General features: G+C 64.5%; 22 protein-coding genes. 17 read left to right on the top strand and 5 right to left on the bottom strand.

From position 1 onward, the window contains the following. Positions 1–825: 825 nt before the first annotated feature. The 8 genes from ACXAD2_RS25970 to ACXAD2_RS25935 all read left to right on the top strand — a co-directional run bounded on the left by ACXAD2_RS25970 (position 826) and on the right by ACXAD2_RS25935 (position 7,307). The gene (locus tag ACXAD2_RS25970) at positions 826–2,028 is read left to right on the top strand and encodes a CaiB/BaiF CoA transferase family protein (RefSeq protein WP_475177067.1); all 1,203 of its coding nucleotides are present in this window, start codon (positions 826–828) and stop codon (positions 2,026–2,028) included. Positions 2,029–2,072: 44 nt separating this feature from the next. Then, the gene (locus tag ACXAD2_RS25965; protein ID WP_475177064.1) at positions 2,073–3,233 is read left to right on the top strand and encodes an acyl-CoA dehydrogenase family protein; all 1,161 of its coding nucleotides are present in this window, start codon (positions 2,073–2,075) and stop codon (positions 3,231–3,233) included. A gap of 78 nt (positions 3,234–3,311) precedes the next feature. Beyond that, positions 3,312–3,710 (top strand): MaoC family dehydratase, encoded by a 399-nt coding sequence (locus ACXAD2_RS25960; RefSeq protein WP_475177062.1) that lies wholly within the window; start codon positions 3,312–3,314, stop codon positions 3,708–3,710. A gap of 2 nt (positions 3,711–3,712) precedes the next feature. Continuing rightward, positions 3,713–4,147 (top strand): MaoC family dehydratase, encoded by a 435-nt coding sequence (locus tag ACXAD2_RS25955; protein WP_475177060.1) that lies wholly within the window; start codon positions 3,713–3,715, stop codon positions 4,145–4,147. After that, on the top strand, positions 4,144–5,073 hold the full coding sequence (locus ACXAD2_RS25950; RefSeq protein ID WP_475177057.1) for a dihydrodipicolinate synthase family protein: 930 nt from the start codon (positions 4,144–4,146) through the stop codon (positions 5,071–5,073). The genes ACXAD2_RS25955 and ACXAD2_RS25950 overlap by 4 nt, the downstream gene beginning before the upstream one ends. Continuing rightward, positions 5,073–5,996 carry a dihydrodipicolinate synthase family protein gene (locus ACXAD2_RS25945; protein WP_475177055.1) on the top strand — a complete coding sequence of 308 codons (924 nt, stop codon included), beginning with the start codon at positions 5,073–5,075 and terminating at the stop codon, positions 5,994–5,996. The genes ACXAD2_RS25950 and ACXAD2_RS25945 overlap by 1 nt, the downstream gene beginning before the upstream one ends. After that, entirely contained in the window at positions 5,993–6,280 is a 288-nt protein-coding gene (locus tag ACXAD2_RS25940) for an EthD domain-containing protein (RefSeq protein WP_066110124.1), read from the top strand. Before ACXAD2_RS25945 ends, ACXAD2_RS25940 begins: the two co-directional genes overlap by 4 nt. A gap of 97 nt (positions 6,281–6,377) precedes the next feature. Continuing rightward, positions 6,378–7,307, top strand: a complete 930-nt coding sequence (locus tag ACXAD2_RS25935) for a LysR family transcriptional regulator (protein WP_235952970.1) — start codon at positions 6,378–6,380, stop codon at positions 7,305–7,307. A gap of 20 nt (positions 7,308–7,327) precedes the next feature. Here ACXAD2_RS25935 and ACXAD2_RS25930 read toward each other — a convergent pair whose 3' ends face one another. Further along, positions 7,328–8,065 carry an HpcH/HpaI aldolase family protein gene (locus tag ACXAD2_RS25930; protein WP_475177052.1) on the bottom strand — a complete coding sequence of 246 codons (738 nt, stop codon included), beginning with the start codon at positions 8,063–8,065 and terminating at the stop codon, positions 7,328–7,330. 266 nt (positions 8,066–8,331) lie between these two features. Here ACXAD2_RS25930 and ACXAD2_RS25925 point away from each other — a divergent pair, with 266 nt between their 5' ends. The 5 genes from ACXAD2_RS25925 (at position 8,332) to ACXAD2_RS25905 (ending at position 13,559) form a co-directional block, all read left to right on the top strand. Next, complete coding sequence (locus ACXAD2_RS25925; protein ID WP_475177050.1) at positions 8,332–8,925, top strand: TRAP transporter small permease; 594 nt, start codon at positions 8,332–8,334, stop codon at positions 8,923–8,925. Then, positions 8,922–10,199 (top strand): TRAP transporter large permease, encoded by a 1,278-nt coding sequence (locus ACXAD2_RS25920; protein WP_164180504.1) that lies wholly within the window; start codon positions 8,922–8,924, stop codon positions 10,197–10,199. The genes ACXAD2_RS25925 and ACXAD2_RS25920 overlap by 4 nt, the downstream gene beginning before the upstream one ends. 56 nt (positions 10,200–10,255) lie before the next feature. Next, complete coding sequence (locus ACXAD2_RS25915) at positions 10,256–11,218, top strand: TRAP transporter substrate-binding protein (protein WP_475177047.1); 963 nt, start codon at positions 10,256–10,258, stop codon at positions 11,216–11,218. Between the two features lie 76 nt (positions 11,219–11,294). Continuing rightward, entirely contained in the window at positions 11,295–12,704 is a 1,410-nt protein-coding gene (gene hydA / locus ACXAD2_RS25910) for a dihydropyrimidinase (protein ID WP_475177045.1), read from the top strand. A 267-nt stretch (positions 12,705–12,971) separates the two neighbouring features. Further along, entirely contained in the window at positions 12,972–13,559 is a 588-nt protein-coding gene (locus tag ACXAD2_RS25905) for an outer membrane protein (protein WP_224904787.1), read from the top strand. A gap of 60 nt (positions 13,560–13,619) precedes the next feature. On the opposite strand, the gene ACXAD2_RS25900 is transcribed toward ACXAD2_RS25905, so the two are convergent. From ACXAD2_RS25900 to ACXAD2_RS25885, 4 genes are all read right to left on the bottom strand, one after another. After that, positions 13,620–14,291 (bottom strand): GntR family transcriptional regulator, encoded by a 672-nt coding sequence (locus ACXAD2_RS25900; protein ID WP_066110114.1) that lies wholly within the window; start codon positions 14,289–14,291, stop codon positions 13,620–13,622. A 14-nt stretch (positions 14,292–14,305) separates the two neighbouring features. Next, positions 14,306–14,749 carry a MaoC family dehydratase gene (locus tag ACXAD2_RS25895; protein WP_164180498.1) on the bottom strand — a complete coding sequence of 148 codons (444 nt, stop codon included), beginning with the start codon at positions 14,747–14,749 and terminating at the stop codon, positions 14,306–14,308. Then, complete coding sequence (locus tag ACXAD2_RS25890) at positions 14,746–15,888, bottom strand: acyl-CoA dehydrogenase family protein (RefSeq protein ID WP_475177042.1); 1,143 nt, start codon at positions 15,886–15,888, stop codon at positions 14,746–14,748. The genes ACXAD2_RS25895 and ACXAD2_RS25890 overlap by 4 nt, the downstream gene beginning before the upstream one ends. Positions 15,889–15,954: 66 nt before the next feature. Continuing rightward, positions 15,955–16,320 (bottom strand): tautomerase family protein, encoded by a 366-nt coding sequence (locus ACXAD2_RS25885; protein WP_475177040.1) that lies wholly within the window; start codon positions 16,318–16,320, stop codon positions 15,955–15,957. A 143-nt stretch (positions 16,321–16,463) separates the two neighbouring features. Here ACXAD2_RS25885 and ACXAD2_RS25880 point away from each other — a divergent pair, with 143 nt between their 5' ends. From ACXAD2_RS25880 to ACXAD2_RS25865, 4 genes are all read left to right on the top strand, one after another. After that, complete coding sequence (locus tag ACXAD2_RS25880; RefSeq protein WP_475177038.1) at positions 16,464–17,342, top strand: dihydrodipicolinate synthase family protein; 879 nt, start codon at positions 16,464–16,466, stop codon at positions 17,340–17,342. Positions 17,343–17,407: 65 nt separating this feature from the next. Further along, positions 17,408–18,385: a TRAP transporter substrate-binding protein gene (locus ACXAD2_RS25875; protein ID WP_475177036.1), complete on the top strand. Its 978-nt coding sequence runs from the start codon at positions 17,408–17,410 to the stop codon at positions 18,383–18,385. 83 nt (positions 18,386–18,468) lie between these two features. Next, positions 18,469–18,981 carry a TRAP transporter small permease gene (locus tag ACXAD2_RS25870; protein ID WP_475177033.1) on the top strand — a complete coding sequence of 171 codons (513 nt, stop codon included), beginning with the start codon at positions 18,469–18,471 and terminating at the stop codon, positions 18,979–18,981. Further along, on the top strand, positions 18,981–20,267 hold the full coding sequence (locus ACXAD2_RS25865) for a TRAP transporter large permease (RefSeq protein ID WP_475177031.1): 1,287 nt from the start codon (positions 18,981–18,983) through the stop codon (positions 20,265–20,267). Before ACXAD2_RS25870 ends, ACXAD2_RS25865 begins: the two co-directional genes overlap by 1 nt. The last annotated feature ends 10 nt before the right edge of the window (positions 20,268–20,277 follow it).

The following is a 20,277-nucleotide window of genomic DNA, read 5'->3' as shown; positions in this document are numbered from 1 at the left end:
GTGACGCAACGTCTGCCGGTGAGAAATCACTGGACAGTCACCAATTCTTCATGTGTTGTGTTCACGACACGACATTCCGGTCGACCCACTGGCGCAAGGCGCTCAGCAGATCGACCAGCATGATGGCGCTTTGGGAGGAGTAGCCATCTGCAACGATCCGGTCGCCCCTTCGGGAGGGTTTGGGGCGGCCGGATACCCCCTCAGCTAAACATCGTTGATCAGCGCGCAACCGGCGCATAGCTATTTTTGTACTGCTCCGGTCATTCCGTGGCGCGCTCGGCGCATTTGCTCAATCAATGAGCAAATGTTGCGGGTCGCGCTTTCAAGCTGAAGCAGTCCGTACCTCCGACAGCCGCGAACGCTCCCCATTGCTCACCTTTTGAGCAAAGCCATGGCGCGCCTGTTGCTATGACGCCACGGCAAGACAGGTCTGCAAAGCTGACCATTGTGCGGCGCTGCAGCATTGTCTAACTTCAAGACACGACGCAGCGATGCGTCAACGGGTTTCCTGGGGCTCTCTCCTCCTCCCTGAGCTCCGGAAATTGGCGGCGATCCCTCTCCTCCTCCCTGGGATCGCCGCTGTTCCCCTCTCCCTTCCGAACAGCAGCACACGGCCTGATAGACCCACCGGGATTCCTCTCGGCATGGGGCCTTGGCTGTTTCTGGCAATGCCAATTTTGGTAAGGCCAAGTCGCGCGCATCACTCGCCTCTCCTCAGTCTATTCGTTTTTCGAATTTTCGGCGGCTCAGTTATCATAGTCAGATATATTCTCAGGCCTCCGCATCTGACCTAGGGTCTCTCTCGAAACAACCAGAGGGACCGACATGGGCGCGCTTGATGGCATCCGAGTACTGAGCTTCAACCACTTCCTGTCCGGCCCGGCGGCCGCGCAGCACCTTGGCGACATCGGTGCCGATGTGATTACGGTCGAGCCGCTGAATGGCGCCTTTCAGCGCAACTGGGCGGTGGCCAACCGCTTTGTCGACGACACGTCGGTCAACCATATCACCACCGGCCGTAACAAGCGGTCGATCGCCGTGGACCTCAAGTCGCCCGAGGGCATCGCGGCGGTGAAGCGGCTGATCGAGACCGCCGATGTGGTGATGGAGAACTTCCGCCCCGGCACGCTCGACAAGCTGGGCCTGTCGGAGGCCGAGATGCGAAAGGTGAACCCGCGCATCATCTACGCCACCACCACCGGCTACGGCGCCGACGGCCCCTATGCCAAGCGCCCGGGGCAGGACGTGCTGCTGCAGGCCATGGCCGGGCTCGCCGCGCATACCGGCAGCATGGAAAGCGGCCCGGTCGCGGTCGGCTCGGTGCCGATCGACCACCACGCCGCCGCGCTGACGGTCGCAGGCATCGTCGCGGCGCTGTTCGAGCGCGAGCGCACCGGCACCGCCCGCCGCGTCGAGGTGAACATGCTGCAGGCCGCGATGGATCTGCAGGGCGAGTCGATCACCGCATGGATGAACGGTGCGGATCGCGCCGGGCCGCGCGGCTCGGACGGTATGGCCACATGGTTCAGCCCCGCGCCCTACGGCATCTACGCCACCAAAGATGGCCACGTGATGATCTCCATGTCGACGCCGCCGCAGCTGTCGGGCGCGCTCGGCCTGCCGCAACTGGCGGAGCTCTCCGCCGACGAAGGGTTTTCCAAGCGCGGCGAGATTTCCCGCATGGTGAGCGAAGGCATGGCGGCGCTGAGCACCGATGAGGCCGTGACCAAGCTCACCGAGGCCGGGGTCTGGCACGAGGTCGTGCAGGATTACGACGGGCTGAAGAGCAACCCGCAGGTGCAGCACCTCAAGGCCTTCACCGAGGTCGAAAGCGGCAAGGGCACGCCCATGGTCATGCTCTCGCATCCGGTGCGCTACGACGGCGAGACCCCGCCCGTGCGCCGCGCGCCCCCGGCGCTCGGCGGGCAAACCCGCGAGGTGCTGGCCGAGGCAGGTCTCTCCGCGGAGGAGATCGAGGCGCTGATCGCTTCGGGCGCCGTGGTCGAAACCGACAAGATGCGCAGCTGAGCCGCGCCACCCTCCCAAGCAAGATACCCAGCAGGACAAGACAGATGGATTTCACGATCTCCGACGAGATGAAGATGATCACCGACGCGGTGGGCCGTTTCGTGCGCGAAAAGGTGCAGCCGCTCGAGCAGGAGACGGAAGAGGCCGCGCAGATCCCGCCCGAAAAGCTGGCGGCAGTTAAGGCCGAGGCGCAGGAGCTGGGGCTTTACGCGATGAACATGTCCGAAGAGGTCGGCGGCGCGGGCCTCGGCGTGATGGACATGTGCCTTGTCGAAGAGCAACTCGGCCAGACCTCCGACGCGCTGATCCGGCGCATCTTCGGGCAGGTCTACCCGATGCTGGAGGCCTTCGAGGGTGATCTGCGCGACAAATACCTCTATCCCACCGTCAAGGGCGACAAGATCTGCGCCATGGCGATCACCGAGCCGGGCGCCGGCTCGGACGCGGCGGCGATCAAGACCAACGCCTATCTCGACGGCGATGAATGGGTGCTCAATGGCACCAAGCATTTCATCTCCGACGGCGATATCGCCGATTACGTGATCGTCATGGCGGTCACCGACGCCGAGAAGCGCGCCCGCGGCGGCATCACCCTGCTGATCGTCGACAAGGGCACCCCCGGCTTCACCGTGGCGCGGAACCAGAAGATGATGGGCCACCGCGGCTACGGCCATGCCGAGCTCAACTTCGACGATGTGCGCATCCCCAAGGGCAATGTGCTGGGCGAGGTCGGCAACGGCTTCAAGGTGATGATGGCCAATGTCGGAGGCATCCGCCTCGGCCACATCGGCGCGCGCGCCGTGGGTATGGCGAGCCGCGTGCTCGAGATGATGCGCGAACATGCCGCCACCCGCCAGCAGTTCGGCCAGCCGATCGGCGACTTCCAGATGGTGCAGCAGATGATCGCCGACAGCGCCATGGAAATCTTTGCCACCCGCATGATGGTGCTCAACACCGCATGGGAAGTCGATCAGGGCCTCGACCCGCGCGACAAAGTGTCGATGGTCAAGGTGCAGGCTTCGGAAATGCTCGGCCGCGTCGCCGACCGCGGCATTCAGGTCTTTGGCGGCTACGGCTTCACCAAGGAGCTGCCGCTCGAGCGCATCTACCGCGACGCCCGCGTCACCCGCATCTACGACGGCACCTCGGAAGTGCACCGCATGCTGATCGCCCGCTCGGTGATCAAGCGCGGCCTGACGCTCTGAGCCGCCCCTTCATTGTTCCCCAAATACGCCGGGGGTCCGGGGGCTGGCCCCCGGCTCGGCGCAACAGACGAGACAGCGATGACACAGGACCTTCCCGAAACCGGGGCCGCCATCACCTTCCGCAAGACGATGACCGTGGCCGAGCAGGGCTTTTTCACCGGCATCACCGGCAATATGACCAAGACCCATGTTGACCGTGCCCATGCCAAGAGCGCGGGCCTTGCCGATATGTCGGTCTTCGAGCTGGCCGCCTCTGGCCTGCTGACCACTGCGCTTGGCCGCCTTGCAGGCCCCGCATGGCGCATCGGCGACTTCTCGGTCTCCTTCTCCCGCGCCTTCCCGGTGGGCAGCTCGCTCGCCGCCACCGCGACCGTCACCGAGGCGTCGCCCGAGGCCATCTCCTGCAGCCTGTCGGTTCTGGTCGAGGGTGACGAGGTGATCACCGGCAGCGCGCGCATGGTGCCGCTGGAGGCCTGAGCATGTATGACATCCGCAATATCGACGAGCTGGGGGTGGGCGACCGCGTCACCGTCTCCAAGACCGTCACCGAGGCCGATGGCGCCATGTATATCGCCGCCACCGGCGATTTCGGCCCGGTGCATGTGGACGAGGGCTATGCCTCGACCACCCGCTTCGGCGAACGGCTGGCGCCCGGCATTCTGGTGGCGGGCATCTGCACCTCGGTGCTGACCGCCGAACTGGTGGGCACCGTGGGCGTGTCGATCCGCGACAGCTTTTGGTTCACCGGCGCGGTGCGCTACGGCGACACGATCACCTTCGACATCTGGATCTCCGGCAAGGACGAAGAGAACCGCACCGTCGACTGGCAGGCCAGCGCGAAAAACGAAGAGGGCGTCGAGGTGCTGAAAGCCGACGCCACGCTGAAATTCCCGAGAAAGAGAGTAATCGCATGACCCTGACCGGTAAGGATCTTCGCGGCATCACCGTCGCCACTGTGCTGCCCTTTGACGAGGCGGGCGCGATCGACTGGGACGGCTATTGTGCCGTGCTCGACCATTGCGCCAAGCCCGAGACCACCGATTGTGTCTTCGTCAACGGCCACGCGGGCGAGGCCACCGCGCTCACCGACGCCGAGAAGGTCGAGGTGATCAAACGCACCCGTGACCAGATCCACAAGGACCAGCCGTTGCTTGCGGGCATCGTGCCGACCGGCATCCCCGACGCGCTGCGTCAAGCCGAGATGCTGCGCGAGGCGGGGGCCGATGTGGCGGTGATTTTCCCGCCCGAGGCGCTTGGCGGCGGCAATGCCAACACATCGGCGGCGGTGAAGATGTATGAGCTTCTGGCGCGCGAGATCCAGATGCCGCTGTCGCACTTCCAGTTCCCCATCGGCTCGGGCTTTGGCCTCGCGACCCCAGTGCTGGCCGAGATCGCGCAGATCCCCGAGGTCATCGCGATCAAGGAAGGCTCGGCGACGCTGCTGGCCTATGACGAGAACCGCCGCGCGGTGAAGGCCGCAGGCCCCGACACCGCGATCCTGCCGTCGAACTTCCACTGGTTCTTTGCGCAGGTCGCTCTTGGTGGCGACGGTATCCTGTCGGGCCTCGCCAGCCTCGTGCCCGGCCTGCTGGCCGATCTGTGGCAGGCGTCGGAAGAGATGGATCTGGCGAAGATGCGCGCCGCCAACGACCGGCTCTATCCGGTGGTGCGGGCGATCTACGGCCCGGCGCCGGTGATCGACATGCACACCCGCATGAAGGACGGGCTGCAGATGCTGGGCGTGATCAAGAACGCTGCGCCGCGTCTGCCGCTGCTGCCGCAGTCCGAGGCCGTCCGCGAGGGTGTGCGCAAGGCGCTGGTCGCCGCCGAGGTGCTGTGATGAGTGCGGCGGCGCATGGCGCTCTCTACGCGGCGACGATCTGCCCGATGACCGAGGAGGGCGCGCTCGATCGCGCCAGCCTCGAGCGGCACTTCCAGACCGTGCTGTCCGATCCGGGGCAGGCGGGTCTGCTGCTCAACGGCCATGCGGGCGAGGGCATCCACATGACCCGCGCCGAGCAGGCCGAGGTGGTGCGCATCGCGCGCGAGGTGGCCGGCAAGCGCCGCATCCTCGCCGCGGTCAGCGCCGAGACCACCGCCACCGCCGCCGCCGATGCGCAGGCCGCGCTGCGCGCCGGGGCCGATGCGATCATGGTCTTCGCGCCGTTCTCTTGGGCGCTGGGGGCCGATCCGCGCGCCATCGTCGCGCATCACCGCGGCATCGCCGAGGCGACCGGCGCGCCGGTCTACCTGTTTCAGGGCTCGGTGGGCTCGTTCAAGCTGGCCTACACGCCGGACGTGCTGCGCCAGCTGCTCGAGATCGACAGCGTGGTGGGCATCAAGGAAGGCAGCTGGGAGACCAAAGCCTATGAGGTCACCCGCCGCATCGCCCGCGAGATGCGCCCCGATGTGGCCGTCATGGCCTCGGGCGACGAGCATCTCTTTCCCTGTTTCATGCTGGGCAGCGACGGCTCGGCGGTCAGCCTCGCGGCGCTGGTGCCGGAACTGATCACCGGGCTCGACGCCCATGTCCGCGCTGGCGAGATCGACGAGGCGCGGCTGATCCACGAGGCGCTCTTTGGACTGGCCAAGCTGGTCTATGCCGCGCCCGGCCATCTGGCCGCCGCGCGCCTCAAGGCCTGCCTTGCCGAACTGGGGCGCATCGACAGCCCGGCCTGCCGCGCCCCCACGCCGCGCATCGAGCCTTCGGAGCTTGCCGCGCTGATGACCGCCCTTCGTCCCTGTCTGGAGCTGATCCTGTGACCCAACTGCAAACCCATATCGTCTTTGTCGACATCGACCCCGAGGATGAGGCCGCCTTCGACGAATGGTACGAAAAGACCCATCTGCCTGACATTCTTGCTTGCCCCGGCTGGCTGGACGCGCGCCGCGAGAAATGCATCGAGGGCGGACCGCGCCATGTGGCGATCTACACGATCACCGGACCCGAGGCCTATGAAACGCCCGAATTCAATGCTATCAAAGGCTTCGGGCCGTTCACTGACAAGGTGCGCAACTTTCACCGCATCCGTCTGACGCAAAGCTGAGGCGGCCCGAATGGGACTGGGAAAGCCGGGACTGGCAAAGCCAGCACAAGGGAAACCGGCAAAGGCAAAGCAACGACAGGGGTATCCCATCGGCGACATGCTGAACCTTCGTCAGCTCGAAATTCTCCGCGCCGTGGTGCAGTATCGTACCACCGTCGGCGCCGCGGAGCGCCTCGGCATGTCCCAGCCCTCGATCTCGAACACCATCCGGCACATCGAAACCGTGCTGGGCTTTCCGCTCTTCGAGCGGGTCAGCAACCGCCTTTCACCCACCGAAGAGGCGCTGATCCTGCTTGAAGAGTCCGAGCCGCTGTTCCTGCTGCGCGACGCGGTGAACCAGCGCGCGGCGGATCTGCGGATGGGGCGGATCGGGCGCATCCGCATCGCCTCTACCGCTGAGCTGAGCGAAGGGGTGCTGCCGCGGGTGATCGCCGATTATGCGCGTGATTACCCGCGCATTCAGGTCTCGCTCGAGACCCGGCTGCTCGACAGCGTGCTGCAGGTGGTCGAGAACGGGGTGGCCGACGTAGCCTTCATGCTCTCGCCCTACGAGCGGCAGGCGCTGACCTATGAAAAAGTGGACGAGCTCCGCGCAGTGGTGCTCTGCGACGAAAGTGATCCGCTGGCGAAGCTCGACGCGGTGAGCCCCAAGGATCTGGCCGAGCGCCCGATGGTCGGCCCGCAGGTGGCCAACCGCATCGGGCTCATGCTGGCCGACAGTTTCCGCGCGCAGGGGCTCGACTACCGCCCGACGATCGAGACCCGCTTCATGAACGCCGCCGCCCGTGTTGTCCGCGAAGGCTGGGGCGTGGCGCTGATTGACGAACTGTCGGCCCATAGCGCCATGCGGCCCGGTCTGGTGGTGCGCCCCTATGCCGCTGAACTGAGCTTTGGTCTTTCGGCGGCCATGCTGAAGACCAAGACGCCCTCGCGCCAGACCCAGCGCTTCATCAAGGCGTTCCGCGAGCGTGTGGCACTGCGGCTCGCCGAGGTCAGGGCGGAAAGCCAGCGCCCGGCTCAGGTCTGAGCCGGACTGGGCCTCCGACCTTAGCCGCGTATCTGGCGCAGCAGCGCGGCGCCTCCTTCGGAAATCAGATTGGTCTCATTGGTGGCGACGATATGGCTCGCCCCCAGATCCAGCGCGTGGCTCTGCAGCAATGCCAGCGGCAGCCCCATCACACCAAAAGCGCAACCGTTGCCCGTCGCTGCCGCTGCGATCCTCGCGAAGGCTTCGGCCACATGAGGGTGATCCAGCTGACCGCGCCGCCCGATGCCATCGGCCAGATCGTTGCTGCCGATCATCAGCATGTCGATGCCGGGCACGGCGGCGATGTCCTCGACCGCGGCCAGCGCCGCGGCGCTTTCGATCATCGCGATGACTTTGACCCCTCTTTCGGCTTCCTCGGTCAGCGCTGCCGCGGGCACCACGCGATAGTCCAGCGCGGGCAGGGGGCCGGGCAGCGCACGCGTGCCACGCGGTGCGAAGCGACAGGCCTCGGCGATGCGGCGGGCGTCCGAGACGCTGTCCACATGCGGCACGATCACGCCGCTTGCGCCGCAGTCCAGCACCCGCGCGATATCCTGCGAGCCGGGGCCGGTGACCCGCCCGAACACCGGCAGACCCGCCGCGATGCCCGCCGCCGCGGCCTGCCCAAGCTCGCTCATGCCGAGCGGACCGTGCTCCATGTCGATCACCGCAAAATCGAATCCCGCGCCGCGGGCCAGAAGAACCGCCTCGGCGCGGCCCAGAAGACAGAAGGCGAGGCCGAACTTCGGGGTTGCCATGTTTTCATCCTGCATCATATTTGATCTGAAACTCATATTTAGACCGATTTTTGATCTGCGCATTTTTGTGTCATCTGGAGGCTAGATCGAATTTCTGCGGAATATTAGAAAAAGCGGCGCGTTAAATACTTCCTATCACGATATTTATAGTCCGATAGCTTCCGTGCCGTCCGCTTGGCGGTAACCTCCTATGAAAACCGGCGACGGTGACGCTGGGTCCGCCCTTGGATACCCGCGGCACCACCGAGACAAAAGGAGGTGCGTCCATGCACGATCGGACGACCAGCAACGGCGGAACGGCAGGCGCGCAGCAAAGCGCGCCGACCCCGAACCTGATCAGATTTCTGCAATTTTGCCTGACCCTGCTGCGCCGGTTGGTCGATGGGGTGGCGCTGCTGCTGCTGGCCTATATGGCCTGCGCCATCGCCGCACAGATCATCGGCCGCTACTTCTTCAACTACTCGATCGCCTGGAGCGAAGAGACCGCCACCTTCGCGCAGGTCTGGCTGACGCTTCTGGGGGCCGGGATCGCCATGCGCTACAACCAGCACGTCGGGGTCGATGTGCTGATCCGCAAGGCACCGCTGCCGGTGCAGCGCCTGTGCAATGGCGCGAGCCTGCTGCTGGGGCTGTGGTTCCTCGGCGTGGTTGTGGTGGGCTCGCTGTCGATGCTGGCCATCGGCTTTGTGGTGAAATCCCCGGCGCTGCGCATTCCCATGGCGATCCCCTACATGGCGCTGCCGGTGGGCTTTGGCTACTTCCTGATCGAATTTGCCGTGACCTCGCTGCCCAAGGTGCTGCACCCGGGCCGTGCTGACCAGAGCGCCGAACAGGCGCAGGACGCGGAGGCAGCAGCATGATCTGGGCAGGCGGCGGCTTCCTCGTACTTCTCATCTCGGGCACGCCCATCGTTCTGGCGCTCGGCATCGCGGCCCTGCTGGCGATCGAGCTGACCACCACTGCGCCGATCTCGATCGTGGCGCAGCGGGTCTACGGCGGCATCAGTTCCTTCACCCTGATGGCGATCCCCTTCTTCGTGGCCTCGGGTTTGCTGATGGAGGCGGGCGGCATCGCGCGGCGCTTCGTCAACCTCGCCAGTGCGCTGGTGGGATGGATCACCGGCTCGCTCTACATGGTGTCGATCGTCACCGGCACCGGTCTCGCGGCGATCTCGGGCTCTGGCTCGGCGGACACCGCTGCGATCAGCGCGGTGATGACCCCGGAGATGCGCAAGCGGCGCTATGACATCGACCTTGCTTCGGCGGTGATTGCGGCCTCGGGCTCGCTCGCCTCGATCATCCCGCCGTCGATCGTGATGATCGTCATCGCCATCACCGCCAACCAGTCGATCGGGGCCATGTTCCTTGGTGGCATCGTGCCGGGCCTGCTGGTGATGATCGGTCTGATGGTCGGCTGCTGGCTTTACGCCAAGCGCGGCGGCGACGCCTACCGCGATCAGGAAGCGTTCACTTTCAAGCGCCTGCGCGCCGGGTTCATCGACGCGGCCCCCGGCCTGCTGGTGCCCATCGTGATCATCGGCGGCATCGTCGGTGGCATCTTCACCGCCACCGAGGCGGCCTGCGTGGCGCTCTTCACCACGCTGATCGTCACCATGTTCATCTATCGCGAGCTGAAGCCGCGCGATCTGCCGCGCATCTTCCTCAAGGCGATCAGTCTTTCGGCGACGGTGCTGATCATCATCTCCACCGCTTCGGTCTTTACGTGGATCATCGCGACGCAGGGCTTCCCGGCGATGCTCAAGGACTGGCTGACCGGGGTGACCGACAACCCCATCGTCTTTCTGCTGATCGTGAACCTGCTGCTGCTCGTCGTCGGCATGTTCATGGAGAGCATTTCGGCGGTGCTGATCCTGCTGCCGATCCTGCTCCCCATGGCGCAAAGCTACGGCATCAACCCGGTGCAGTTCGGGGTGATCACCGCGCTGAACCTCTCGATCGGGCTGATCACGCCGCCCTATGGCATCTGCCTTTACGTCGCCTCCACCGTTGCGGGACGGCGCATCGAGCAGGTCTCGCGCAAGGTCTGGCTGCCGCTTGGCTGCATGCTCGTGGCGCTGCTGCTGGTCACTTTCGTGCCCGCCGTCTCCCTCTGGCTTCCCTCGGTCCTGCTGTGACCGAGGGGCGCTGCCCTACCACCACTCACCGACCAAAAAAGAAAGAGAAAACAGCAATGTCCAACAAGGTTCTCACCACAATCGCGGCGCTGGCCGCATTCGCCGCGGCGCCTGCCTTTGCCGCCGATTACACCTTCAAGGTCGCCCACACCAACGCCGCGGGCGAGGTGCAGGATATGGGCCTGCAGAAGATGAAGGAACTGCTGGAAGAAAAGACCGACGGCGCCGCCACGCTGGAGATCTATGCCGGTGGCCAGCTTGGCGACGAGCAGCAGACCGTCGAGGGGGTGATGCTCGGCTCGCTCGACATGGGCATGACCTCTAACGCTATGCTGTCGAACTACGTCGAGGACTATAAGGTTTTCGATCTGCCGTTCCTCTTCCCCTCGATCCCCGCGCTTGGCGAAAAAGTCGACGCCAATTGGGACATGATGGAAACCTCGGCCAATGGCTCGGGCTTCCAGCTGCTCGCCGTCTTCTCCTCGGGCATCCGCCACCTGATGACTTCCAAGCCGATCGAGAGCATGGATGACCTCGCTGGCATGAAAATCCGCACCATGCAGAACCCGGTGCATGTCGAGGCCTTCCGCGCCTATGGCGCCAACCCCACGCCGATGTCCTATTCGGAGCTTTACGGCGCGCTGCAGTCGGGCGTGGTTGACGGGGCCGAAGGGGCCTCCACCGGCTATGACGGCATGAAGTTCTACGAAGTCGCACCCGATTTCGCGCTGGTCGGCTGGCTCAACATGACCGCGCCGGTGACCATGAAGAAAGACGCCTTCGACGCGCTTCCCGAGAACATTCAGACCGCGCTGATGGACGCCGGTTCGGAAGCCGCCGCGTGGCAGCGCCAGTATGTTGTCGATCAAGAGCAGCCGCTGCTCGACAGCTTCAAAGAGCACGGGGTGACCATCACCAAGCCGGACACCGCGCCCTTCATCGAAGCGTCGCAGCCGCTTTACGAAAGCCAGCTTACCACCGAAGGTCAGAAAGCGCTGTTCGAAGCGCTGACCAAGTAAGCAGGCCCCTCGGGCCCGCGGCGTCTCCCTCCCTATCCGCCGCGGGTCCGATCCGAATTTGAGGAAAGACCGAAGCATGCTCGATACCGCCATCCGCAACGCCGAGATCGTCACCGCCGCCGACCGCATCAGAGCGGAGATCGGCATAAGGGACGGGCGCATCGTCACCATCGCCGAAGACGTCGGCCCCGCGCGCGAAGAGATCGACGCCGCGGGGCTTTTGGCGCTTCCGGGCGGCATCGACGCGCATGTGCATCTCGAGCAGCATCAGGGCGGCGGCGTGGTCATGGCTGACGGCTTTGAGAGCGGCACGCGCTCGGCGGCGGCGGGCGGCAACACCACCGTCATGCCTTTTGCCCTGCAGCAGAAGGGCCAGTCGCTGCGCGAAGCGGTGCAGGCCTATCACGAGGCTGCCGAGGGCAAATGCTACGTCGACACCTCGTTCCATCTGATCATCACCGATCCGACGCCGCAGGTGCTGGGGCAAGAACTGCCGGCGCTGGTCAAGGCGGGCTATACCTCGTTCAAGGTCTTCATGACCTATGACGACATGGTGCTGAATGACGCGCAATTGCTCGACGTCTTCGATGTGGCGCGGCGCGAGAAGGCCATGGTCATGGTCCATGCCGAGGGCTACGATGCGATCCGCTACATGGCCAAGCGGCTGGAAGAGGCAGGCAAGACCGCGCCCTATTACCATGCCGAAAGCCGTCCGCAGTCGGTCGAGCGCGAGGCCACCCACCGCGCGATCAGCCACGCCGAACTGACCGATGTGCCGATCACCATCGTCCACGTCTCTGGCCGCGATCCGATGGAGCAGATCCAATGGGCCAAGCGGCGGGGCATGAACATCTGGGCCGAGACCTGCCCGCAGTACATCACGCTCACCGCCGACGACCTCAAAGGGCTCAACATGGATTTCGAGGGGGCGAAATACGTCTGCTCGCCGCCGCCCCGCGACACCGACAGCCAAAAGGCGATCTGGGAAGGGCTGCGCGACGGCACCTTCGATATCTTCTCGTCCGATCATTGCCCGTTCCGCTTCGAGGATGACAAGGGCAAGGACGTAGAGGGCGCGCGCACCTCGTTCCGCTGGGTGCCCAACGGCATTCCCGGCATCGAGACGCGGCTGCCGATCCTCTTTTCCGAAGGGGTCTCGAAGGGCCGCATCCCGATCGAGCGTTTCGTGGCGCTGACCGCGACCAACCCTGCCAAGCTCTTTGGGCTCTACCCGCGCAAGGGCACCATCGCGGTGGGCGCGGACGCCGACATCACCCTGTGGGATCCGGCGCGCGAGGTGACCATCTCGCAATCGCTGATGCACCATGACTGCGACTACACGCCCTTCGAAGGGCTCGACGTGACGGGCTGGCCGGTGCGCACCATCCTGCGCGGCAAAACGATCTTTGAAGAGGGCGAAGTGACCGGCGCGCGCGACGCGGGCGTCTACCTCGAACGCGGCACGAGCCAAGCCTTCGGTGCTTGATTGGGGCAGGGGGCGCGTGTGATGCGCGCCCTTCTTCGTGCGTGTGGGACTGGCACGGCTGAATATCGCTCAAACAGCACACCTATAGGCTGAATGTCGCTTGTGGGCAGCGCAAGAGAGCCCGAAACCGTGCTTCTTGCGTCACTGACAATTGGCTTCCTGCGGACACACGTATGGGATGATTTCGCCGCCGGGATTACTCTGCTCACACGCCCCTCGTCGGGGCCGCAAAAAGTTTTCGAAAAATTTGAAATTGGAGCAGAGATCATGAAATTCGCATGCACCGCGCTTTTGGCCGCATTGGCTGCCGCTCCGGTATTTGCAGGCAGCATCGAGCCCGCGCCCGTCTACACTCCGGTGCCTGTGCCGGTGCCGATGACCCGCGATTGGACCGGCGGTTCGGTCGGTATCCAGCTTGGCTATGGTGCGTTCGACACCAGCGATGCGGATGACGACTACGAAGAGACCGGCGCTTACGGGCTCAAGGCCTATTATGACTATGACATGGGATCATGGGTCGTTGGCGGCGGTGTCCAGTATGACTGGATCGGCGCGGAATTCGGCCAAGCTGGCGAGTTGACCGGCATTCTGCGCATTGGCGCCCGTGCGGGCTATGATGCGGGCAACACGATGATCTACGGCACCGGCGGCTATGCCCGCGCCTCGCATGACGGCGGCTCGCTGGATGTGGGCGATTCCGACGGCTACTTCATCGGGTTCGGGTCCGAGACATTCGTGTCGGACACGTGGACCATCGGCGCCGAGCTTGTCTACAGCGAGTTCGACGACTTCGATGAGTCCGACCTGAGCCTCGACACGACACAGCTGAATATCTCGCTGAACTACCGCTACTGATGCGCAAGCGCCCGGGCGACACCGCCCGGGCCAATTCCCTGCCTTAAGAGGTAAAAGCGGTCAGCCTTCGGGCGCGATCCGCGAGACGAGGTCTTCCATCATCGCCGCGTTCTGCATCCGCAGGATCGCTTCGGCGGTGGTGGCATCCTGCCTGCGCAGCGCGTCGATCAGCAGTTGCATCTCTTCGGCCATGACCCGCCGCCGCCCGGTGCCGTAGCCATAGCCGCGGCGGAAGGCAAAGATCGTGTCCCAGCCGCGCAGGAAGACCCGCAGCGCCTCGCGATTGCCGCCAAACTCCACCAGCCGGGCGTTGAACCGGCGGTTGGTGTCGATCGCCTCAATGTCCTCACCGGCCTCGAGATGCGCGCGGTATTCGGCGGCCAGCGCCTCAAGCTCGCGGATCCGCTCCAAGGTGAGGGCCATCATGCCGCGCCGCACGGCGAAGATGCGCAGCTCGGTATTCAGCTCGAAAAGATCGGTGATATAGGCGCGGTCAAGCTGGCGCACGGTGGCGCCGCGATTGGGCTCGATCTCGACCAGCCCTTCGCCCTCGAGCTTGCGCAGCGCCTCGCGCAGCGGCATGGTCGAAAACCCCAGCCGCTTGGCCAGTTCCGCGGTCTTCAGCCGCTCGCCGGGAGCGATGCGCCCCGAGAGAATATCCTCGCGGATCAGGCGGGTGGCCTGATCCACAGAGTTCTGTGCGGTGTCGAGGGCAAGCGCTTCGTTGGGCATGGCGTGACCTTCTGTCAGGGGCTCTTGCGGATCAAGCTGATATGCTCGGCATCGATCAGCAACGTGCCGTCATCGCGCATCAGCCGCACCGCTTCGGTGATAATTCCGGCAGGGCGCGAGCCGCTCTCGCGTTTGGCGGTGAAATCCATCTCTACATAGACCGTGTCGCCGGCCACGATGGGATGCTTGAAACGCACATCGTTCCAGCCAAGCGAGGCGATGGATGTCTCCTCATAAAGCTTGAGCTCGGTCTTCAGCCCTTCCATTAGCGCAAGACCATAGAGCCCATGGGCGATGATGCCGGGGAAGCCAGCTTCTTTGGCATAGGCCTCGTCGGTGTGCAGCGGGTGGTGGTCGCGCGTCAGGCGGCAGAAATCGGCGATATCCGCCACGGTGATCTCATGCGTGCCGGTGGTATAGGTCCGGCCGATCTCGACGTCTTCGTAGAAGAGGTTCATGCGTAGGCTTTCTGCACTTGCCGCGCGATGATCATGCGCTGGATCTGGTTGGTGCCCTCGTAGATCTGGCTCAGGCGCACGTCGCGGAACAGGCGCTCGACCCGGAACTCTCGCGAGTAGCCGTTGCCGCCGTGGATCTGCAGCGCGTTCGAGATGTGCACCTGCGCCATGTCGGTGGTGAAGAGCTTGGCCTGCGCCGCTTCCAGCGCGATCGGCTTGCCCGCGTCATAGAGTTTCGCGGCATTGTGGATCAGCAGTCGGGCGGCGGCGATGTCCTTGGCCATGTCGGCGATCATGAATTGCACGGCCTGATGCTCGAAGATCGGCTTGCCGAACTGCTTGCGGTCTCCGGCGTAGGCGATGGCATCCTCCATCGCCGCCTGCGCCATGCCAAGCGCCATGGACGACATCATCAGGCGCGAGAAGTTGAAGTTCTCCATCGCCATCTTGAAGGCGCCATGCTCCGGCCCGATCAGATTGGTGACCGGCACCCGCACCTCGTCGAAGCTGACCATGCATTCGGCGAGCCCATGCATCCCGAGCAGTTCCTCGGATTTGCCACGGATCACGCCGGGGCGGTCGGTTTCCACCAGAATGCACGAAATGCCGCGATGCCCGGCGTCGGGATCGGTCTTGGCAAAGACCATGATCACATCGGCGACCTGCCCGAAAGTGACCCACGCCTTGGTGCCTTTGATGACATATTCATCACCGTCGCGGCGGGCGGTGGTCTTCATCGCCGCCACATCCGAGCCGTGGTCGGGTTCGGTCACCGCGGTGGCCGGAATCACCTTGACCTCGAGGATGCCGGGAATCAGCGCCTTGTGCTGCTCCGAGCCGTGGTGGTCGAGAAACAGCGCCGCTTCGACCGGGATCGCGAAGGCATTGCCGACCGCGCCCGAGCCGCGCGCGATCTCTTCCATGACGATGCAGGCAGCCATGGCATCAAGCCCGACGCCGCCCGCTTCCTCGCGCAGCGCGACGCCGAAAAGCCCTTGCTCGGCCAGCGCTTCGTAGATCGGGCGGGGAAACTCGTCGTCGCGGTCGATGGCGGCAGCGGCGGGGGCGACCACGTCATCCGAGAGGCGGCGCGCGGTCTCGCGCACCATGCGCTGCTCTTCAGTATAGAACTGATCCAATGTGATCTCCGTTATTAAGATTTAGATTTGATCTGATCATCAGCTACACAGCCGGATGCCGCCCGGTCAAGCCGAGGCTTTCCCGGCGTGGAAGGCGTCGGTGGGGCTGCGGTCGAAAAAGTAGACGATCACGTCCTTCGGGCTCGCCCCATAGGCACTCGCCACCGCCTCGGTGATCGCTTGCGCGGCGATTTCCTTGGCGTCTTGGGGCCGGGGGAAGGCGTGTACTTTTATGAAGATGCGGAAGTTTTCAGCATTTTTGCCATATTTTCCAGCATGTCCGTAGGAATAGTGAGGTGCCGAAAAATAATAGCAGGTGACGATTTCCGGCTTGATCCCGAAGGCCTGGCAGAGACCATCAGTCATGTCTTTCGTCGCAACCTCCCGTATTTCCTCGGTCGCGTCGCGGTCGATGATTTCGATGAAGGGCATGGTCAGTCTCCTTGGGGAAGCGGCGCCGAGGGGCGCGGTGTTGGCTCTGTGAGTTGACTCATTATCTGATCAGATTGAACGTGGCTGCAAGAGGTTTGGATCGGCGACCCGCTGCCGAGCCAAGGAAGTCGGAAAGGACCGCAATGACCTTCAAGGGCAGCTACACCGTCTGCGTCACACCGTTCGACGCGCAGGGCCGCGTCGATCTCGATGCGCTGCGCTCTTATGTCGACTGGCAGATCGAGGAAGGCGTGCACGGGCTCATCCCGCTGGGCAGCACCGGCGAGTTTCTGTCGCTCACCCGCGAAGAGCGCACCGCGGTCGCCGAGGCGGTGATCCAGCAGGCCGCGGGCCGGGTGCCGGTGCTGATCGGCACCGCCGCCGAATGGACCGACGAGGCGGTGTCGCTGAGCCGCGAAGCCGAACTGCTGGGCGCTGATGGCGTGATGCTGGTGCCGCCCTATTACTCCTCGCCCACCGACGAGGAACTGGTGGTGCATTTCACCCGCGTCGCCGAGGCGCTGTCGATCCCGGTGATGCTCTACAACAACCCGTTCACCGCCAACGTCGATCTCAGCGCAGCGCTGGTCGGGCGGCTCTCGGAAGTCGACAACATCTCCTACATCAAGGACACGTCGAAGAACGTGCACCGGGTGACCGAGCTTCTGGAGGCCTGCAAGGGCCGGATGACGGTCTTTGCCGGCTATTATCCTTGGGAAAGCTATCTGGCAGGCGCCGAGGGCTACAGCTCGGTGATGTCCAACATCGCACCGAAGCTTTCGGCGCAGACCTTCGAGCGGACGGTCGACGGCTCCGGAGAGGGCCGCGATCTCTATGTCAAAAGCCTGCCGCTGATCAACGCACTGGCAGGTGACCTCTATGTCTCGGCCACCAAGGCCGCGATGCAGATGATCGGCCGCCCCATGGGCGACCCGCGCCCGCCGCGCCTGCCTCTGCCGCAGACCAAGCGCGCCGAGCTGGAAACCATCATGACCGATCTGGGGCTGCTGGCGGAGGCCTGATCCCGGCCCCATGCCGGGGGAAAATTTCCGCCCCAACAGAGAGAAACCCATCAGGGAATAAACAGATGAAACTCACCAACCTTGCCCTCTGCGTCGCGCTTGGCGCCACGCTCGTCTCCGCCCCGGCCTTCGCGCAGGAGATCACCCTCAAGGCCAGCCACAACGCCAACGCCGACGAGCCCTATGGCGTCGGCATGCGCAAGATGGCCGAGATCCTCGAAGAGAAGTCGGGCGGCAAGGCAACCATCGAGGTTTATGACAACGCCACGCTCGGCGACGAAATGGAAAGCATCCAAGGCACCCAGATGGGCACCGTGGACATCGCCGTGACCGCCAACTCGACGCTGGCCAACTTCGTACCCGACCTGTCGGTTTTCTCGCTGCCGTTCCTGTTTGACGATGCCGAGCAGATGGACCGCGCCCTGAGTGATCCCGAAGTGCTGGACGCCATCGGTTCGGCGCTGGACGCGCAGGGCTTTCACCTGCTGTCGGTCTTCTCGGCGGGCACCCGTCACATCATGACCAAAAAGCCGATCGAGTCGCTCGACGACATGGCAGGCCTGAAGATCCGCACCATGCAGAACCCGGCCCATGTGGACACGTTCAACGCCTTTGGTGCCAATGCCACCCCGATCGCCTACACCGAGCTTTACGGTGCCATCGAGACCGGCGTGGTCGACGGTGCGGAAGCGGCCAACACCAACTTCTACTCGCAGAAGTTCTATGAGGTCGCACCCGATTGGGCCGTGGTGGGCTGGCTGGAACTGGTTGCGCCGGTGATCATGGGCAAGGCCGCCTATGAGGCGCTGGACGCAGACACCCAAAAAGCCCTCGACGAAGCGGGCCTCGCAGCCGGCAAAGCCGAGCGCGCTGCCTATCTCGCCTCCGACAACGCCCGCTTCGGTGATCTCGAGAAAGTCGGCGTGAACATCACCCACCCCGACGTCGAAGCCTTCCGCGAAGCGGCCGCTCCGGTGCAGCAGAAGTACCTCGAAAGCGACGCCCAGAAGAAGATCTTCGATCTGGTGAAATCGGTCGAGTAAGCTCCCCGAGCTCGACCCAACTGCCCGGCCACGTCCTTCCCGTGGCCGGGCCTCTCCTCTGACTGCCGCAAGAAAGCCCGCCCATGTTCGCACTTCTCGAACGCCTCTGCCTCGCCCTGCGCCGTGTCGTCTCGGGCATGGTGATCCTGCTCTTCACGGTGATGATGATCTCGGTGCTGGTGCAGGTCGGCGGGCGCTATGTCTTCAACTACTCGATCGCGCAGGCCACCGAGATCGCCACCTTCAGCCAGATTTGGCTGGTGCTGATGGGGGCGGGCGTGGCGGTGGCCAAGGGCCAGCACGTGGCGATCGACATGCTGCCCGCGCAGCTGCCGCTGCCGATGGCACGCGTCGCGCTGATCGCCATCGCGCTGGTCATCACCGCCTTTCTGGCGGCGCTCGCATGGGGCAGCCTGCCCCTGCTGAAGATGGGCAGCTTCCAAAGCTCGCCCGCGCTGCGCATGCCGATGAAATACGTCTATCTCTGCCTGCCGTTCGGCGCGGGCTACATGGTGCTGGAGCTGCTGCTTTCGGTCATCCAGCGCTGGGACAATCCCTTCCCGCCGCCCGAACCCGACGCCGAGGAGGCGCTCTGATGATCGTTATTGCTGCCGCCTTCGTCTTTCTTCTCGCCCTCGGTGTTCCGGTGGTCTTTGTGCTGGGCGCCTCTGCCGTGCTGGCGCTGGTCACCACCACGGATGTGCCCGTCGCCATCGTCAGCCAGCGCGTCTTTGCGGGGCTCAACTCCTTCACCCTGATGGCCATTCCCTTCTTCGTCTTTGCCGGGGTGATCATGGACGCGGGCGGCATCTCGCGCCGCATCGTGGATTTTGCCTCGGCGCTGATCGGCTGGGTGGTCGGCAGCCTCTATCAGGTGAGCTGCGTGGCGGCCGCCGGTCTTGCGGCGATCTCGGGGTCTGGCTCGGCTGACACCGCCGCGATCTCGGCGATCATGCAGCCGCAGCTGCGCCGCCGGGGCTATGACGTAGACTTCGGCGCGGCGCTCATCGCCTGCGCCGAATCCATCGCGCAGGTCATCCCGCCAAGCCTGACCATGGTGATCCTCGCCGTGGTGTCCAACGTGTCGATCGGCGCACTCTTCGTGTCGGGCGTGCTGCCGGGGCTGATGTGCATCGTGATGCTGATGCTCATCGCTTACTTCCAAGCCAAGAAGGGCGGCGAAACCTACCGCGACGCCGAGCCTTTCACCATGGCGCGCCTTGGCCGCACCGGCTGGGCCGCGCTGCCCGCCGCCGGGATGCCGGTGCTGATCCTCGGCGGTATCCTCGGGGGCATCTTCACCCCGACCGAGGCTGCCGCGGTCTCGGGCTTCTACGGGCTGCTCGTCGGGGCCTTCGTCTACCGCGACCTGAAGCTCTCGGCGCTGCCGGGGCTGATCCTGCGCACGGCCTCGCTGTCGGCGGCAGTCATGCTGATCATCGGCACCGCCAGCGTCTTCTCGTGGCTCATCGCCAATGCCAATGTGCCGCAGATCCTCGGCAACTGGATTGCCAGCGTGTCGAGCAGCCAGGTGATCTTCCTGATCATCGCCAATCTGCTGTTCCTCTTCGTGGGCATGTTCCTCGAGACCATCGCGGCGATCCTGATCATCGTGCCGGTGCTCTCGCCGATCGCGGCGCAGATGGGCGTCGACCCGCTGCATTTCTCGCTGCTGGTGATCCTCAACTGCGCCATCGGCACGGTGACGCCGCCCTACGGCGTGTCGCTCTTCGTGTCGTCCAGCGTCGCGGGCCGCACGGTGCTGCAGGTGTCGCGCCGCCTCGGCTGGCCGCTCGCCGGGCTCTTTGCCATGCTGATCGCGGTGACCTTCATTCCCGACCTGTCGCTGTTCCTGCCGCGGCTCTTCGGGCTCATCGACTGATTTCTTTCAA

This window comes from Salipiger sp. ABN3_019, from assembly GCF_056158605.1.
Note: the sequence above shows the minus strand (reverse complement) of the source record. Positions and strands in the feature narration are given on the sequence as shown.